The organism is Lacinutrix chionoecetis (assembly GCF_053604665.1).
Genome location: NZ_JBSHNQ010000071.1, coordinates 1 through 17552 on the forward strand (window position 1 = coordinate 1; position 17552 = coordinate 17552).

The window sequence follows — 17552 nt, forward strand, 5'->3', positions numbered from 1 at the left end:
CTCACCTCTTACCATTCCGAACAGAGAAGTTAAGCCTATTTGCGCCGATGGTACTACACTTGTGGGAGAGTAGGTCGTCGCCTTTTTTAGAAATCCTCAGCATTTATTTGTTGAGGATTTTTTGTTTATAATCGGTTTTTCTTTTTGAAACCTTAAAAGCGAGGATTATCATAGAACTGTAAATCTAAAAAAAATGATACTGTTTCCTATAAAACAAAAGTTTAATAACAGCTTTTTATAATCATTTTTTTATCTTCAAATTTTCTACTTAATTAAATGAAAACTAATAAACAGTTAGAATTAGCTTGGAATTTTGTTAATAACACCGAGAGAAACGTGTTTTTAACAGGGAAAGCAGGAACGGGAAAGACCACTTTTTTGCACAAATTAAAAATGAAATCTCTTAAAAGGATGATAGTCGTTGCACCAACAGGAGTTGCAGCAATCAATGCTAAAGGGGTAACGATACATTCATTCTTTCAGATGCCTTTTGGCCCAATTCTACCTAACGATGACTTAAATAGCGCTTCTGGTTTTAATAGAAAATTTGGTAAAACCAAAATTAATATTATTAAGTCCATGGACTTGTTGGTGATTGATGAAATTAGTATGGTTCGGGCAGATTTATTAGATGGTATCGATAAAACCTTAAGAAAATTTAGAAATAGAGAAAAAGTTTTTGGAGGCGTTCAATTATTACTGATTGGAGATTTACAGCAATTGTCGCCTGTAGTTAAGGAGAACGAATGGCAAATACTAAAACCTTATTATAAAAATGCTTTCTTTTTTAGCAGTACGGCTTATAGAAATTGTCATGCTATTACTGTAGAATTAAAGCATATTTATAGACAAGATAACCCGAGATTTATAGAAATTCTAAACGAGATTAGAACAAATACATTATCCTATTATTCAGCTGACATATTAAACAAAAGATATCGACCAGATTTTTCTCCACAAGAAGATGAAGGTTATATATCATTAACAACGCACAATAATAAAGCAGAAAAGATAAATAATTTAGAACTACAACAACTTAAAGGGGAGGAAGTTGTTTATTATGCAACAATAGATGGCAAATTTCCTGAATTTTCTTATCCTAATAAAGAAAAATTAATTTTAAAAGTCGGTGCTCAAGTCATGTTCATTAAAAATGATAGTGCTGTTGACAAGCGTTACTTTAATGGTAAGATAGGTAAAGTCATTTTATTAGATAAAGATGAAGTTGTTGTAAAATGTCCTGATGACGACTTTAATATTATTACTACGCCAGAAGCTTGGGAGAATATAAACTACTCGGTTGATCAAACTACCAAAGCAATAACCGAAAATAAAATAGGTTCGTTTACACAAATGCCCTTAAGATTGGCATGGTCAATAACTATACATAAAAGTCAGGGTTTAACTTTCGAGAAAGCAATTATAGATGCACAAGGAGCTTTTGCTCATGGGCAAACTTATGTAGCTTTAAGTCGCTGTAAAAGCTTAGAAGGATTGGTACTAAAAAGTAAAATTAGCTCTAATCAAATTATTAGCGATAGTAATGTTATTTCATTCAATAAATTAGCCGAAGAGAATCAACCAGACGAAACTGTTTTAGAACAATCTAAATCAGAATTTCAACTTAATTTAATCTATGAAGTATTTAATTTTTACAAGTTTTTATATCCTGTAAATCGGCTTTTGGATTTATTTTATAAAAACAGAAATAGCGTTGAGGGTAATGTTGAAAGCCCAATGTTAAGTATAAAAGAATGTGTAACGCATTTATTAAAAATTGCCAACGCTTTTAAAGCGCAGTTGGTAGAACTTTCTGAAATTACTTTAATACCAGAATCGAGTAAAGAAATACAAATTCGTTTTAATAAAGCCATAGATTATTTTAAAAAAGAAATTGAAACGAAAATCGAAGAACCCTATAAAGATTTTAGCTTTACAACAGATAATAAAGCTACAGAAAAAGAATTTACAAAAAACTTAGATTTACTTGAAGAATTAATAGCTACCAAAAAACTTTACTTTAATGGCTTAAAAGATGGTTTTAAGGTTAAGGAGTTTTTAGAATTGAGAGCCAAATCTGTGTTTTTAAATAAAGATGCTCCAAAGAAGTCAAGAAAAACAGTAATTGATGGAACAACAAATGTTGAGTTATTTGAGTTACTCCGTGAACTTAGAAATAAAATTGCAAATGATAATGATTTAATTCATTATCAAATTTTTACTCAAAAATCCTTATATGAGATGTGTGAAATCTTACCAACTAATAAAACAGAATTGTTAAATGTAAACGGTTTTGGAAAAACACGTGTTGAAAAATATGGTTCGGATATTCTAAAAGTAATAAGAGACTATTGTGATGAAAATGACATTGAAACCTCTAAAAACAATGAGATTTTTGAAGCACCAAAACCAAAACGACAAAGAGGTGATACGAAGAGAACATCTTTAGAATTATTTAACTCTGGTAAATCTATTGAACAAATTGCTATGGAACGCGATTTAAATGTAAATACAATTATTGGTCATTTGGCAAGTTTTATTACTTCAGGAGAAATAAAAATTTTAGATTTAATTTCTGAAAAGCATTATAAGGAATTATCTGAAATTATACCAAGGCAGAAATTTGAAAATCTTTCAGAATTAAAACATCAAATTGATGATAAATACACTTATGGAGAGCTACGTTTGGTGTTGGATGACTTATCCAATAAATAGCTTAATTTTGTGAAATTAATACTTACGTTAAAATAAAAAGGCTTCGAATTTTTTCCGAAGCCTTTAATAATTTACTTGTATAGTCTTTATTACCCTTTAATAACACCTCTCGATATTACGATTTTCTGTATTTCGGAAGTTCCTTCATAAATTTGAGTAATCTTGGCATCACGCATTAAACGTTCTACATGGTATTCTTTTACAAATCCATTTCCACCATGAATTTGTACAGCTTCTACGGTTTGCTCCATTGCAACTTTTGAGGCATACAATTTTGCCATAGCACTAGACATGTCGTAATTATTACCTTGATCTTTATCCCATGCAGCTTTCATAACTAACATTCTTGCAGCTTCAATTTCAGTATACATATCTGCTAATTTAAAAGCAATAGCTTGATGGTTGCAAATCTCTGTTCCAAACGCTTTACGCTCTTTAGAATATTTTAAAGCTAATTCGTAAGCACCAGCAGCTATGCCTAATGCTTGAGATGCAATACCAATACGACCTCCAGAAAGTGTTTTCATGGCGAATTTAAAACCAAATCCATCTTCACCTATTCTATTTTCTTTAGGTACTTTTACATCATTAAACTGTAAAGTATGTGTATCGCTTCCGCGTATTCCTAATTTGTCTTCTTTAGGTCCTACATCGAAACCAGGAGTGCCTTTTTCTACTATAAAAGCATTAATACCTTTATGTCCCTTGTCTCTATCAGTTTGTGCGATTACTAAATAAACGTCTGCTCTTCCTCCACTTGTAATCCAGTTTTTTGTACCGTTTATAATATAATGATCACCTTTGTCAATTGCCGTTGTTTTTTGAGATGTGGCATCACTACCAGCTTCAGGTTCACTTAAACAGAAGGCTCCTACAAATTCTCCAGTTGCTAATTTTGTTAAATATTTTTGTTTTTGCTCTTCGGTTCCATAAGCTTCCAGCCCATAACATACCAAAGAGTTATTTACAGAAACAATCACCGAGGCAGAGGCATCAATTTTAGATAACTCTTCCATGATAAGAACATAAGAAATAGCATCCATTCCACTTCCTCCATATTTAGGATCTACCATAATACCCATAAAGCCTAAATCTCCCATTTTCTTAACTAATTCTTGTGGGAACTCTTGTTTATTGTCACGTTCAATAACGCCAGGTAGTAATTCAGTCTGTGCAAAATCACGAGCAGCGTCGCGTATCATTAAATGCTCTTCGGTTAAGCTAAAATCCATAATTGAATGTAGTATTGATTTGATAAAATAAGAGTGCAAATATAGTTTTTTATTGGCTTTTTGTCAATAGATATTTATATTTTTACTTAATATGATAAAAAACGAATACAATGTTATTGGTGTTATGTCTGGCACCTCATTAGATGGAATTGATTTAGCATTGGTAAACTTTAGTTTACAAGATAAATGGAAATTTAAAATTATTACAGCCGAAACGTCCTATTATGAGGAAGATTGGGTCGATAAACTTAGATCCTTATCTCAATATAGTAAAGAAGAACTTGTTGAATTAGATATAAATTACACTAATTATCTGGCAGGAGTTATTAATAAATTTATAAAAAAAAATAATATTAATTCTATTGATGCTATTTGTTCTCATGGACACACAGCACTACACGAACCTAAAAAGGGATTGACTTACCAAATAGGCAATCTTTCTGTTCTGGCAAGCCTTATAAAGCAAAAATTGGTTTGCGATTTTAGAGTGCAAGACGTAGCATTAGGAGGTCAAGGTGCGCCGTTGGTGCCTATAGGAGACCAACTATTGTTTTCAGATTACGAGTTTTGCCTAAATCTTGGAGGATTTGCCAATGTTTCTACTTTAATCAATGGAAAACGCATAGCTTTCGATATTTCTCCTGTAAATATTGTGCTTAATAAATATGTTGCATCATTAGGTTTATCTTACGACGACAAAGGTAATATAGCGAAAAAAGGAAAGATAAATAGTGATTTATTATATGCTCTTAATAACCTTCAATATTATAAAGAGACTTATCCTAAATCGTTAGGTATAGAATGGGTTAATGCAGTTGTTTTTCCTTTAATAGACAGCTATACAATTTCTGTGGAAGATATTTTAAAAACATTTGTTGAGCACATTGCTATTCAAATTACAAATGTAATTAATGGCAAACAAAAAGCGTCTGTCTTAGTTACAGGAGGCGGTGTTTTTAACTCATATCTCATGTCAAGAATAAAAGATTTAAGCCACAATGAAATACATATCCCTTCAAAACAAATTATAGAGTTTAAAGAAGCATTAATTTTCGGTTTTTTAGGCGTTTTAAAATTAAGAAGCGAAAATAACTGTTTAGCCAGTGTCACGGGTGCAAAACATGATCATTCTTCAGGTGTTATTTTTCAGTTCTAAAAAAATAAGAAATTTAACTTAGTACACTTTTTTGTTTTTTATATTTGTGAAACTTAAAACAAACCATAAAATGAACCAACTTTAACTTTTCTTCAATTATATTCAGAATTAAATCTAAAATTATAAAAGAGTTTAAAAATATATAAATGAAGGAATTACTAAAAAAATACGAAAATAAAGAACCAGAAATTGTTTTTAATTGGAAAGATGCTGAAACAGAAGCTGAAGGTTGGACGGTTATAAATTCGCTTCGAGGTGGAGCAGCAGGAGGTGGTACAAGAATGCGTCAGGGTCTTGATATGAATGAAGTATTGTCTTTGGCAAAAACCATGGAAGTAAAATTTACAGTGTCTGGTCCTGCTATTGGAGGCGCAAAATCTGGTATTAATTTCGACCCTAACGATCCAAGAAAAAAAGGAGTTTTAGAGCGTTGGTACAAAGCCGTTTCTCCATTATTAAAAAGTTACTATGGAACTGGAGGCGATTTAAATGTAGACGAAATACATGAAGTAATTCCAATCACAGAAGAATCTGGAGTTTGGCATCCTCAAGAAGGTGTGTTTAATGGTCATTTTAAACCTACAGAAGCAGATAAAATTAATAGAATAGGACAATTACGTCAAGGCGTTATAAAAGTGATAGAAAACCCAGGTTACTCACCAGATGTTTCGCAAAAATATACTGTAGCAGACATGATTACTGGTTACGGCGTTGCAGAAGCTGTTAAGCATTACTACGAAATTTATGGAGGCAGCGTCGTTGGTAAAAGAGCTGTTGTTCAAGGTTTTGGAAATGTGGGATCGGCTGCAGCCTATTACTTAGCCCAAATGGGAGCTAAAGTAGTTGGTATAATAGATATTTCTGGAGGTGTTATAAAGGAAGAAGGCTTTTCTTTCGATGAAATTACAAACTTTTTCTTAACCAAAAATGGCAATACGCTATTAACAGATAATATGATTCCGTTTGCCGATATGAACAAACGCATATGGTCACTTCAAACCGAAATTTTTGCACCTTGTGCAGCTTCAAGATTAATAACTCAGGATCAAATCAATCAATTAATTGACACAGGACTTGAAGTCATTTCTTGTGGTGCAAATGTACCTTTCGCAGATAAAGAGATTTTCTTTGGTAGTATAATGGAGCACACAGATGAAAAAGTGAGCTTAATACCAGATTTTATTTCAAACTGTGGTATGGCAAGAGTATTTGCTTATTTTATGGAACGTAAAGTACAAATGACGGATGAAGCCATATTTAATGACACTTCTAATATTATTAAAAAAGCCCTGCAAAACACCTACGATAAAAACCCAAGTAAAACCGAAATCAGTAAAACTGCTTTCGAAATCGCACTAACTCAACTCGTATAAATATTTAATAGACTATGGAAACAGTTATAATTCTTGTATTTGTTTTTGGTTATTTAGCCATTACTTTAGAACACAGCATTAAAATAGACAAATTAATTCCTGCTTTAGTAATGATGGCCATAAGTTGGGCATTAATATCGTTAGGTATAGATTCGTTCCCATCATGGTTCGACTCTGCTAAACACGCATTAGTAGACAACTTTCCTTCGTTAGGGCATGACGATAAAATGCACTTAATGGAAGAAACCTTGTTGCATCATTTAGGGAAAACAGCAGAAATTTTAGTGTTTCTTTTAGGAGCAATGACTATTGTTGAAATTATTGATTATTTCGATGGTTTTTCTACGATTAAAAATTTTATTAAAACAAAGAAAAAATCTAAAATACTTTGGATTTTTTGCTGTTTAGCATTCGTGTTATCTGCGATTATAGATAATTTAACAGCTACAATTGTTTTAATATCAATTCTTCAAAAAATAGTAAAAGACAGAAGCGTACGTATTTGGTATGCAGGTTTAATTATTATTGCAGCAAATGCTGGTGGTGCCTTTTCACCAATAGGAGATGTTACAACTACCATGCTTTGGATTGGTAAAAAAGTATCAACAGGACACTTGTTTGGGTATTTATTATTACCATCATTAATCTGTATGTTGGTGCCAACAATTATCGCATCGTTTATGCCAGCGTTTAAAGGGAATTTAGAATTCGATGAAGGTAACGTAGATAAACCAAAGAGCCGTTTTAGCGCTACAATGCTATATCTGGGATTAGGAGCTATTGTATTTGTTCCTGTTTTTAAAATGGTAACACATTTACCACCTTATGTTGGTATGATGTTGTCTCTGGGTATTGTAGCCGTTTTTGCCGAAATTTATAGTTCTTCAAAATTCAGCCTTACAGAAGTAGATGATAACGTTAGCGAAGCTCATGCGCATCACAGTCCAGTACATCATTCACTATCTAAAATCGAATTGCCAAGTATCCTTTTTTTCTTAGGAATTTTAATGGCAGTTGCTGCATTAGAGTCATTAGGAACACTGTTTAATTTTGCTTCTACCTTGAAAGAAACCGTACCAATGATGGGAACAGAATTGCATCACTCTGGTGTATCAGATTTAGTAGTTATTTTATTAGGAATAGGCTCTGCAGTAATCGATAATGTACCATTAGTAGCCGCAAGTTTGGGCATGTTTTCAGAACCAATGGATAACGAGCTTTGGCACTTTATAGCTTACTCTGCAGGAACAGGAGGAAGCATGCTTATTATAGGTAGTGCTGCAGGGGTTGTAGCTATGGGAATGGAAAAAATAGATTTTTTCTGGTATCTTAAAAAAATATCTTGGTTAGCACTTGTAGGGTTTTTGGCAGGAACATTAGTCTTCTTCTGGACAAGAACTTTATTTTAATATACTTAAGAAAAAAAAATCACGTTATACTTTTATCTAAACCAATACTATGTTAAATACTTTTTTACAAGAAACAGCTCAAGATGCAGATGTTTTAACTGATGGAGAACCAGTAGAAAAAACACTTTCAATTATCGAATTAATTACCACAGGTGGTACAGCCGGAATTATTATAATTTCAATTTTATTCGTGCTTTTTGTAGTAGCAATATATATTTATTTTGAAAGACTCCTTGCCATTAAAGAAGCCTCTAAAGTAGACGCTAACTTTATGAATCAAATTAGAGATTATATAAGTAATGGTAAAATAGATTCAGCTCAAAACCTTTGTTCTCAGGCAAATTCGCCAGTATCAAGACTAATAAGTAAAGGCGTTTCAAGAATAGGAAAGCCATTAGACGATATTAATAAGGCCATTGAAAACGCTGGAAGATTAGAAATTTATAGCCTGGAAAAAAATGTTAGTGTTTTAGCAACAATCTCTGGTGCAGCTCCAATGATTGGGTTTCTAGGTACAGTAATCGGGATGATACTTTCAATTTTCGAAATTGCCAATTCAGGAGGTTCTATAGATATTAAAACCTTGGCAGACGGTTTGTATACTGCCATGACCACTACAGTAGGAGGTTTAATTGTAGGTATTATTGCATACATTGCCTACAATCATTTGGTTGTTAAAACCGACAAAATAGTGTATAAAATGGAAGCAAATTCATTAGAATTTTTAGACCTGTTAAACGAACCAAGTTAATAATTAATTTATGAATTTACGCGGAAGAAATAAAGTAACACCAGAATTCAATATGTCGTCCATGACAGATATTGTATTCCTTTTACTAATCTTTTTTATGATTGCTTCTACGCTCGTTTCAGCCGAAGCCATAGATTTATTACTGCCAAAATCGTCAAGCAAAACAACACAAACTAAAAGTGTTTCAGTAAGTGTCGATAAAGACACAAATTATTACATAGATTTAAAGCAAGTTTCTAAAGAAGCCTTAGAGTCAGAATTACTCTCCAAACTTGGAAATGCCGAAGCACCAACAATAACCATCCGTTCAGATCAAGATGTAGAAATGAAACATGTGGTTTACATTATGGATATTGCTAACCGAAATAAAATTAAATCAACACTGGCAGTTAAGTCGCAGTAAAATGAAATATTTAGAAACAAAACACGAACAAAATTCAGCTAAAATCACTACTCTTATTGTAGTGATTATGGTTTTATTGTGTTTTGTTGTAGGGCAAAGCTATCAAGATCCACCAGAAGAATATGGAGTTGCAATAAACTTTGGAAATGCAAGTGCTATAAATGAAGAGTCAGAGCCGAGTAATGCTGAAGCACTTCAGGAATTTGAACCTGAGCCAGAAGAAGTATCTCCAGAAGAGATTATAGAAGAAGAATCTACACCAGAAGAAACCATTCCTGAAGAAACCGAAGAAGCACTTGAGAAAGCAAAAGAAATAGCTCAGGAAGAAGCTAAAGCTGCAGAAGAAGCAGCAGCTGCTGAAGCAGCGGCAGAGGCTGAGGCTGAGGCTGAAAAATTACTTATGCAAGAAGCTGAAGAAGCTTTAAAAGTTAAAAAAGCAGAAGAGGCCAGAGAAGCAAAAAAAGCAAAAGAAAAATTAGAGAAGGAAGCATTAGAAGCTAAAGAAAAACAACAAAAAGAAGCCGAGGCAAAAAAGACCGCAGAAGCAGAAGCTAAAAAAATAGCAGAAGCTAAAGTAAAGGCAGAAAAAGAGGCAGAAGCTAAACGCGCAATTGAAGCCAAGAAAAAAGCAGACAAAGCAGCCTCCGATGCAAGACAAGCAGAAGCAGCCAGGATTGCCAAAGCAAACGCAGAGGCAGCTTCAAAAAAAGCAGCAGCAGACGCGGCTGCAGCATCTGCAGCAAAAAATAAAGGTGATGGAAACAAGCCCGTTCCTTTTGCTTTAATAGAAAATGCACCAATATATCCAGGTTGCGAAGGTGGCAATAATGATGCTAAGAAAAGATGCATGAATGAAAAAATTAAGCAATTTTTAGGTGATAATTTTAATAGAATATTAATTTCAGATTTAGGCTTAACTGGGATACAAAAAATAAATATTTTCTTCAAAATAGACGAAACTGGTAAGGTTGTTGGTATAAGAGCTAAAGCACCAGACTCTAAATTAGAGCAAGAAGCAAGACGAGTAGCGAATTTATTGCCTAAAATGAAACCTGGAATGCAACAAGGGAGGCCTGTAGCTGTATCGTTTTATTTGCCACTTAGTATAAAAGCTAATTAGAATAATACCGATACAAAAGAGCATATTCAATTGTAAATAATAATACAATAAACTAACTCTATACAAGATTGATTTTTTTTAGTTAAAACGCCAAAAAGCAAAGGTTATGAAGTATTTAGAAACAAAACACGAACGTAATTCGGCAAAAATCACAATATTAATTGTAACGATTTTAATTCTACTTTGTTTTGTTGTAGGGCAAAGTTATCAAGATCCTCCAGAAGAGTATGGTGTTGCTGTAAATTTTGGAAATTCGGCAGTAGGGAGTGGCAATATTCAACCAAATAAACCGGTAAAATCTGAAAACTTAAATGTAAATAAGCAACCTCAAGAAGCACAAACGCAACCCAATAAAGCAGAAGAACAAACAGAAGAAACACAAGACGCAGCTTCAGAACAGGTTAAAGAAAATGTATTAACCCAAGAGACAGAAGAAGCAGTAGCTATAAAAAAAGCTGAAGCAGCAAAAAAAGCAAAGGCACAAGCCGATGCAAAAGCGAAAGCCGAAGCACAACGCAAAGCAAAAGCGAAAGCAGATGCAGAGGCTAAAAAGAAAGCCGAAGAAGCAAAAAAGAAAGCCGAAATTGATGCCATGATGGGAGGAATGACGAATTCCGATGGCGAATCAAGTGGAAGCGAAGGTAACGATAACCAAACAGGAGATAAAGGCCAATTAGATGGTAATCCATATGCTCCAAGTTATTTTGGTGGAGGCAAAGGGAATGGTGGAGTAGGATCTGGTCTGGGAGGTCGTGGTCAAGGAAAATTTAACGAAGTTAAACAAAATTGTAACGAAGCCGGATTGGTGGTAGTTAGAGTAGAGGTAGACAGAAGCGGTCGTGTGGTTAAAGCTACACCTGGAGTTAAAGGTACAGAAAACACAGCACCTTGTCTTCTAGAGCCAGCTCGTAAAATCGCCGAATCTGGAAAATGGCCTGCAGACTCGAAAGCACCAACCAGACAAATAGGTTTCGTGAGTATCGATTTTAAATTAGGACAATAAAAAATGACCTATCAAGATGCAGTTAATTGGATGTTTTCTCAACTCCCAATGTATCAAAAACAAGGTAAAAGTGCGTATAAAGTAGATTTGCACAACAGTATCTTATTAGCTAATCATCTTTATAATCCCGAGAAGAAATTTAAATCTATTCACGTTGCAGGAACTAATGGTAAGGGTTCAACAAGTCACATGTTAGCATCTATATTGCAGGAAGCAGGATATAAAGTAGGGCTTTATACATCTCCACATTTAAAAGATTATAGAGAGCGTATAAAAATTAATGGAAAGGATATTAGTAAGCACTTTGTTATTAATTTCATTAAAGAAAATAAGTCATTTTTTGAGACTCATTCATTATCTTTTTTTGAGATGACTGTTGGTCTGGCATTCGCTTATTTCGCTAAGCAAAACATCGATATTGCTATAATAGAAGTGGGTTTAGGTGGCAGATTAGATTCTACAAATATAATTACGCCAGAAGTGTCTGTGATTACAAACATTGGATTGGATCATACACAATTTTTAGGAACCACCTTAGCTGCAATAGCCCAAGAAAAAGGAGGGATTATTAAACCTAACATTCCGGTCGTTATAGGAGAAACTCAAAAAGAAACAACTCACGTTTTTAACAAATTAGCTAAACAAAATAAATCTAAGATTATATTTGCCGATCAGGAGAATTTAAAAAGTTACACAAGCGATTTAAAGGGAGACTATCAAGTAAAGAATATTCAAACTGTGGTTCAAACCATTGAAGAACTTAAAATTAAAGGATTTATTATTTCCGAAGAAAACATCACAGAAGGGATTTTAAATGTGATTAAAAATACTGGTTTACTTGGCAGATGGCAAATTTTGCAAGAAAATCCAAAGGTTATTTGCGATACTGCACATAATCGAGAGGGTTTGTTAATTACTATGCAACAGCTTAAAAACGAAAAATTCAAGAACTTGCATATCGTTTTTGGAGTGGTAAGTGATAAAGATTTAGACTCAATTGTAGATTTACTACCTAAAGATGCCACTTATTATTATTGCAAACCAAATATTCCAAGAGGATTAGATACTAAAAAATTAAAGCTATTTTTTCAAAACAAAAATTTACTTGGAAAAGCTTATAATTCTGTAAATGAAGCATATAAAACAGCCCTAAGTAGTGCTAATGAGAACGATGTTATTTATGTAGGCGGCAGCACTTTCGTGGTTGCAGAAATTATTTAAAAATTTTTGTAAAAAAGTTTTTGTGTAATCAAAATCTCGTGTATATTTGCACACCTAATAATTAGGGCGACTAGCTCAGTTGGTTCAGAGCACTTGGTTTACACCCAAGGGGTCAGGGGTTCGAATCCCTTGTCGCCCACATAAATTGAAATCCCGATGACATTCTCATCGGGATTTTTTATTTTACAAATACACCACAGTTTAAAAGTTTCAGTTAATTGAAAGCGTTTGTAATTTATTGTTTTGCAATAGTGATTTGTAATTCGGTTTCTTTAAATTTGTTATTAATGAATCTTTATATATGAGTAAGTGGTTGCGTATTAGTTTAGTAAGTTTATTCTCTATTACGTTAGTAATCATTGGTGTAGTTTTAGTCAGCAATCATTTTATTAAGAAAAAAGTAGAACATTTTTTAGAATATAGGCTTCCTAGTTATATTTCTCAAAATTACAGTAGCATCGACTTAAACTCTTTTGAAGGCACTGTTACTATTAATGAACCAGTTATAAATATCAGTAATACTGATAACCAAACCGTTCATACAAAAATAAGTTTAGACAAAATTATTGTAGAAGATGTTAGCTATTGGGATTATTTATTTAATGATAAAATACACATAGAAGATATAAAATTAAAACAACCTAAAATTTTATATTTTAAGGATAATTTCCTTCAAAATAAAACCAGAGATACCACAACTGGTTTGGTGAAAATTTTCAAACCTTTTATTATTGACGAATTAAGCATAGACAATGCTACGCTGCATATTTACGATAAGAGTAAAGATTCTTTAATGCTTTATGTGGAAAATGCAACTATAGAGATTGATGATATTGATATTAACAATAATACCATTACAAAAAAAATTCCTGCACAATTTAAAGACTACGAATTTGAAGCAGATTCAATATTCTTAAAAGCGAATACTTTCGAAAATTTAATGACTTCTAGTATTAAGCTTAAACATAACAAAGCAAAAATTAGAGATTTAGAGTTTAAGACCAAATACTCGCGGCAAACAATGTCAAAAATCATTAATAAAGAAAGAGATCACTTCGATTTAAAGATAGATAGTTTACAACTTGAAGGCATCGATTTTGGCTTTAAAAACCGAAAGCTCTTTATTAAAACAAATGCTATTGAAATTAATACACCCAACTTAGAAATTTTTCGCGATAAGTTAGTTGCTGATGATCTTGAAATAAAAAAATTCTACAGCCAGTCTCTACGTGAGATTCCTTTTAACTTAACTGTAGATGCTGTTAAGCTTAAGGATGCTCAAATAATTTATACTGAAAAAGTAAAAGCAGAAAATAGCGGAGGTACTATAACATTCACAAATTTTTACGCTACTATTAATAATGTCGGTAATACATACAGTTCGCCCAATAAAACAACCTTAGATATTGCAGGTGATTTTATGGAAACCACTCCATTTAAAGCCTTTTGGAGTTTTGATGTTAATAACAATGCGGACGATTTTATCTTTAAAATGAATATGAATTCCCTCGAATTCTCAAGAGTTAATATGTTTACCGAACCGAATTTAAAAGTACGCTTAAATGGGGAATTGAAAAAGATGTTATTTACAATTGATGGAAATAATACTAATTCAACCGTAGATATGAAAGTTGATTATGAGGATTTAAAAATTTCAGTATTAAACAAAGAAGGCAACAAAAAGAATTGGTTGTTATCTACTGTTGCAAACTTATTTGTTTCTAAAGATAGTAAGGATGTAGATGGTAATTATAGAGAAGCAAAAACTGAGGTTGAGCGCGATAAAACCAAATCGGTTTTCAATTTTATCTGGTTAAATACCAAACAAGGTTTGCTAAAAAGCATGGCAGGTGATGGTGAAAAAGATAACTAAAGGTAATTATAAATTATAACAAGTCTAAAATACGCTCCAGAGCCATACCACGTGAGCCTTTAATTAAAAGGGTTGATTTATTAACTGAAGACGTATTAAAATTGGTTTTAAAAGCTTCAAAAGTAGCAAATTGTTTAATTTTATTTGACTTGCTTTTGGTTCTGTTAAAGTTCTCACCAATTAAATAAACTTCATCTATATCTAAATCTGTTAGTAAATTTGAAATGTTTTGATGCTCTTCTTTGGCTTGGTCCCCAAGTTCAAACATATCTCCTAAAAAAACAATTTTATATTTATCCTCAAGGTTATTAAAATTATCCAAGGCAGCTTTCATACTTGTTGGGTTTGCATTGTAAGCATCTAAGATTATTTTATTTGTGCCTTTTTCAATAATTTGAGAACGATTATTTGCAGGCGAATAGCTTTCTAAAGCATCTTTTAGCTCGACTAAGGGCACATTAAAATACTTACCTATTATCGATGCAGCACAGAGATTAGTAAAATTATAGCTTCCAATAAGCTGAGATGAAATAACGGTGTCTTCCATTTTTAACGATACAAACGGATTTGCTTTAATAAATTCAATTTTATAAAATTTTTCATCATCTTTAGAAAAACCAATCTTCTTAACATAAGTGCTGAGTTTTTCTTTTTGTATGCTATCATCAGCATTAAAAAAAACGGATTTATTATTTCTAGTTAAATAACGATACAACTCACTCTTACCGTTAATTACACCTTGTAAGCTCCCAAAACCTTCTAAGTGTGCTTTACCAAAATTAGTTATGTAACCATAATCTGGCTTTGCTATGGTACATAAAAATGCTATTTCTTTTAAATGATTGGCTCCCATTTCTACAATTCCAATTTGAGTGTCTTTTGTCATTGCGAGTAAGGTGAGCGGTACGCCTATATGATTATTAAGGTTGCCAATAGTAGCAGTAGTAGCATATTTTTTAGACAAGACCGCATTAATTAACTCCTTTGTAGTTGTCTTACCGTTGCTGCCAGTTAAGGCAAGAATAGGGATGTTTAAATAGGTTCTGTGGTATCTCGCTAAATCCTGAAGCGTTTCTAAAACGTTATTAACAACTATTGTTTTCTCAGGTACTTCATATTCAACTTCATCTATTATAACATATTTTGCTCCCGCTTCCACAGCTTTTTTAGCAAATGTATTACCGTTAAAATTCTCACCTTTCAGGGCAAAGAACATATCGTTTTCAGAAATTTTTCTGGTGTCTGTAGATACATCGCTACAGTTTAAAAATAAGGTGTGAAGTTGTTCTATTTTCATTAAATAAAAGTATAAAAAAAGTCCTAACTAAATGTTAGGACTTTAAATATTATTTGAAACTAAAATTAGTTTTTAGATTTATTTTTAGTTTTAGATTTAGAACCAACTCTTGACATAGCACATCTAAACCCAATATAGTCTGTTGCCATATTTTGTGGGAAATAGCGTCTTTGTGCTGGGTCTAACCAGTATTCTCTATCTTTCCAAGAACCACCTTTGTAAACACGAGCCTCGTCGTTAATTAAAGATGTTCTTTTATTACTTTTATCCCATTCTCTAACCATTGTTCCAGTAGAATCGTACTCGATATTATGTTTAGGTGAGTTATACATTTTACTTGTAGAAACGTTTTCTTCACCTACCACTTCGTCGAAATCATCGTAACCACGAGAAGAGCGTCTGTCTCCATCTCTAAAGTTACGGTTATCACTTCTGTCAAAGTTAGTTCTTAAATAAGTCTCGTCTTCATCAACAGGTACCTGCGCAATTTCACCTGGTAAATCTCTTGCAATTACTTTACCGTTTGGTAACGTATCGTAAACAATTTCATCTGTAGTTACAATTTTAACAGTACCATCTTCCCCAATTGCATTCTTGGTATAAACGTTACCTCTATAATAGTTAAAATCGTTAAACTCGTCATCAACAATAGGTCTGTAAACATCAGCAACCCATTCTGCCACATTTCCTGCCATATCATATAATCCGTAATCGTTAGGCGCATAAGATTTTACTTGAGCTGTAATATCTGCACCATCGTCAGACCAGCCAGCAATTCCACCATAATCACCTTTTCCTTGCTTAAAGTTAGCCAATTGGTCACCACGAATTTTACGTTTTCCAGAACGAGTATATTGTCCATCCCAAGGATATTTTTTACGACCTCTGTATACGTTGTAGCTTCTTATTTCAGATAAACCTAAAGCAGCATATTCCCACTCAGCTTCTGTTGGTAATCTATATTTAGGAGAAATTATTCCGGTTTGTCTTGATGCAAAAACATTCATTTCGTTTCCTTCAGCATCAGTTTGTGGCTTTAATTTTCCACCTCTTAAAATGTCTTCATTACCTCCAAAAGTTTGTGTTGGAGCATTAATATAAGTATCTGTACTAAAGTTAGCATCAGCAGTTGCTTCATACTGGCTGTCTTGTTTTAAATAACCATCTTGTTGTAAATACATTTCGTTTACACGATCTGTTCTCCAGTTAGCAAATTCAACAGCTTGAATCCAACTTACACCTACTACTGGATATTCTGCGTATCCTGGGTGACGTAAGTAATTTTCTGTCATTACTTCATTATAACCTAATCGGTTTCTCCATACTAAAGTATCTGGTACAACACCTTCGTAGATTTTTCTGAAATTTTCATCTTCTGGCGGATAAACACGCTTAATCCAATCTAAATACTCCATGTACATTAAATTGGTAACTTCAGTTTCATCCATATAGAATGACTGAATGTGTTGCTGGTTTGGTGTATTGTTCCAATCGTGCATGACATCGTCTTGTACACGTCCCATTGTAAAAGTACCTCCTTCTACAAAAACTAAACCAGGAGCAGTTTCCTGCTCTTTAAATTTTGTGTTGTATTGAAAACCACCTTCTTTGGCATTAATTTCCCAACCTGTAGCTCTAGAGGTATTTGATCCTCCAGACCTTCCACATCCAACCAAGGTTAGCGATACTGCTAATAACATTAAAATCCTTGATGCAATTACTTTTTTCATATTCATACGTTTAAGTAAGCTAATTATGTTTTTTTTGGAGACGCAATATAAGAATTCTACCTAACTCTACAAGTTATTTTGTAAAATTTACTCAAAAAAAAATTACCGTTCATCCTATTTATTAACTATACATCGATGTTTTATTTACGTTTTAACGATGTTTTGAGTCAGTATAACGCATGTTTTTTTAATTTATTATTGTAATTTTGAAACGTTTTTAAGAAAATGTTAAAATAATCAATACTAACATGGAATTAATAACGTTATTT

Annotated in this window: 13 protein-coding genes, 1 tRNA gene and 1 rRNA gene; 12 read left to right on the forward strand and 3 right to left on the reverse strand. The window is 32.9% G+C overall.

Going from position 1 to position 17552, the window contains the following annotated elements; genetic code table 11:
* A 5S ribosomal RNA gene (gene rrf / locus ACVC43_RS05485) occupies positions 1-86 on the forward strand; the annotation flags it as partial.
* 190 nt (positions 87-276) lie between these two features.
* Positions 277-2715 carry a helix-turn-helix domain-containing protein gene (locus tag ACVC43_RS05490; RefSeq protein WP_452223570.1) on the forward strand — a complete coding sequence of 813 codons (2439 nt, stop codon included), beginning with the start codon at positions 277-279 and terminating at the stop codon, positions 2713-2715.
* Between the two features lie 89 nt (positions 2716-2804).
* On the opposite strand, the gene ACVC43_RS05495 is transcribed toward ACVC43_RS05490, so the two are convergent.
* Positions 2805-3947: an acyl-CoA dehydrogenase gene (locus ACVC43_RS05495; protein WP_452223571.1), complete on the reverse strand. Its 1143-nt coding sequence runs from the start codon at positions 3945-3947 to the stop codon at positions 2805-2807.
* Between the two features lie 91 nt (positions 3948-4038).
* Between ACVC43_RS05495 and ACVC43_RS05500 the strand changes: the two genes are divergently transcribed.
* From ACVC43_RS05500 to ACVC43_RS05545, 10 genes are all read left to right on the forward strand, one after another.
* On the forward strand, positions 4039-5103 hold the full coding sequence (locus ACVC43_RS05500; RefSeq protein WP_452223572.1) for an anhydro-N-acetylmuramic acid kinase: 1065 nt from the start codon (positions 4039-4041) through the stop codon (positions 5101-5103).
* Positions 5104-5249: 146 nt separating this feature from the next.
* Complete coding sequence (locus tag ACVC43_RS05505) at positions 5250-6476, forward strand: Glu/Leu/Phe/Val dehydrogenase dimerization domain-containing protein (protein WP_452223573.1); 1227 nt, start codon at positions 5250-5252, stop codon at positions 6474-6476.
* Between the two features lie 14 nt (positions 6477-6490).
* Complete coding sequence (nhaD, locus tag ACVC43_RS05510) at positions 6491-7885, forward strand: sodium:proton antiporter NhaD (RefSeq protein WP_452223574.1); 1395 nt, start codon at positions 6491-6493, stop codon at positions 7883-7885.
* A gap of 49 nt (positions 7886-7934) precedes the next feature.
* Positions 7935-8636 (forward strand): MotA/TolQ/ExbB proton channel family protein, encoded by a 702-nt coding sequence (locus ACVC43_RS05515; protein WP_452223575.1) that lies wholly within the window; start codon positions 7935-7937, stop codon positions 8634-8636.
* A 10-nt stretch (positions 8637-8646) separates the two neighbouring features.
* Positions 8647-9039 (forward strand): ExbD/TolR family protein, encoded by a 393-nt coding sequence (locus ACVC43_RS05520; RefSeq protein ID WP_452223576.1) that lies wholly within the window; start codon positions 8647-8649, stop codon positions 9037-9039.
* Position 9040: 1 nt separating this feature from the next.
* A complete protein-coding gene (tolA, locus tag ACVC43_RS05525) occupies positions 9041-10159 on the forward strand; it encodes a cell envelope integrity protein TolA (protein ID WP_452223577.1) in 1119 nt (372 codons plus the stop codon).
* Positions 10160-10265: 106 nt separating this feature from the next.
* Positions 10266-11162: an energy transducer TonB gene (locus tag ACVC43_RS05530; RefSeq protein WP_452223578.1), complete on the forward strand. Its 897-nt coding sequence runs from the start codon at positions 10266-10268 to the stop codon at positions 11160-11162.
* 3 nt (positions 11163-11165) lie between these two features.
* A complete protein-coding gene (locus ACVC43_RS05535) occupies positions 11166-12383 on the forward strand; it encodes a bifunctional folylpolyglutamate synthase/dihydrofolate synthase (RefSeq protein ID WP_452223579.1) in 1218 nt (405 codons plus the stop codon).
* A 64-nt stretch (positions 12384-12447) separates the two neighbouring features.
* Positions 12448-12522: transfer RNA gene (locus ACVC43_RS05540), tRNA-Val, on the forward strand.
* 162 nt (positions 12523-12684) lie between these two features.
* A complete protein-coding gene (locus tag ACVC43_RS05545; protein WP_452223580.1) occupies positions 12685-14256 on the forward strand; it encodes a hypothetical protein in 1572 nt (523 codons plus the stop codon).
* Positions 14257-14269: 13 nt separating this feature from the next.
* On the opposite strand, the gene ACVC43_RS05550 is transcribed toward ACVC43_RS05545, so the two are convergent.
* Both ACVC43_RS05550 and gldJ read right to left on the reverse strand, forming a co-directional pair.
* Positions 14270-15553, reverse strand: coding sequence for a UDP-N-acetylmuramoyl-tripeptide--D-alanyl-D-alanine ligase (locus ACVC43_RS05550; protein ID WP_452223581.1), 1284 nt, complete (start codon positions 15551-15553; stop codon positions 14270-14272).
* Positions 15554-15618: 65 nt separating this feature from the next.
* Complete coding sequence (gene gldJ / locus ACVC43_RS05555) at positions 15619-17289, reverse strand: gliding motility lipoprotein GldJ (protein ID WP_452223582.1); 1671 nt, start codon at positions 17287-17289, stop codon at positions 15619-15621.
* Between the last annotated feature and the right edge of the window lie 263 nt (positions 17290-17552).

Bases quoted from the DNA above. Each gene is read 5' to 3' on its own strand.
- ACVC43_RS05515 (WP_452223575.1), top strand. From the start codon at position 7,935: ATGTTAAATACTTTTTTACAAGAAACAGCTCAAGATGCAGATGTTTTA.
- ACVC43_RS05550 (WP_452223581.1), bottom strand. From the start codon at position 15,553: ATGAAAATAGAACAACTTCACACCTTATTTTTAAACTGTAGCGATGTA.
- nhaD (WP_452223574.1), top strand. From the start codon at position 6,491: ATGGAAACAGTTATAATTCTTGTATTTGTTTTTGGTTATTTAGCCATT.
- ACVC43_RS05495 (WP_452223571.1), bottom strand. From the start codon at position 3,947: ATGGATTTTAGCTTAACCGAAGAGCATTTAATGATACGCGACGCTGCT.
- ACVC43_RS05505 (WP_452223573.1), top strand. From the start codon at position 5,250: ATGAAGGAATTACTAAAAAAATACGAAAATAAAGAACCAGAAATTGTT.
- ACVC43_RS05545 (WP_452223580.1), top strand. From the start codon at position 12,685: ATGAGTAAGTGGTTGCGTATTAGTTTAGTAAGTTTATTCTCTATTACG.
- tolA (WP_452223577.1), top strand. From the start codon at position 9,041: ATGAAATATTTAGAAACAAAACACGAACAAAATTCAGCTAAAATCACT.
- gldJ (WP_452223582.1), bottom strand. From the start codon at position 17,289: ATGAATATGAAAAAAGTAATTGCATCAAGGATTTTAATGTTATTAGCA.
- ACVC43_RS05535 (WP_452223579.1), top strand. From the start codon at position 11,166: ATGACCTATCAAGATGCAGTTAATTGGATGTTTTCTCAACTCCCAATG.
- ACVC43_RS05500 (WP_452223572.1), top strand. From the start codon at position 4,039: ATGATAAAAAACGAATACAATGTTATTGGTGTTATGTCTGGCACCTCA.
- ACVC43_RS05490 (WP_452223570.1), top strand. From the start codon at position 277: ATGAAAACTAATAAACAGTTAGAATTAGCTTGGAATTTTGTTAATAAC.
- ACVC43_RS05530 (WP_452223578.1), top strand. From the start codon at position 10,266: ATGAAGTATTTAGAAACAAAACACGAACGTAATTCGGCAAAAATCACA.
- ACVC43_RS05520 (WP_452223576.1), top strand. From the start codon at position 8,647: ATGAATTTACGCGGAAGAAATAAAGTAACACCAGAATTCAATATGTCG.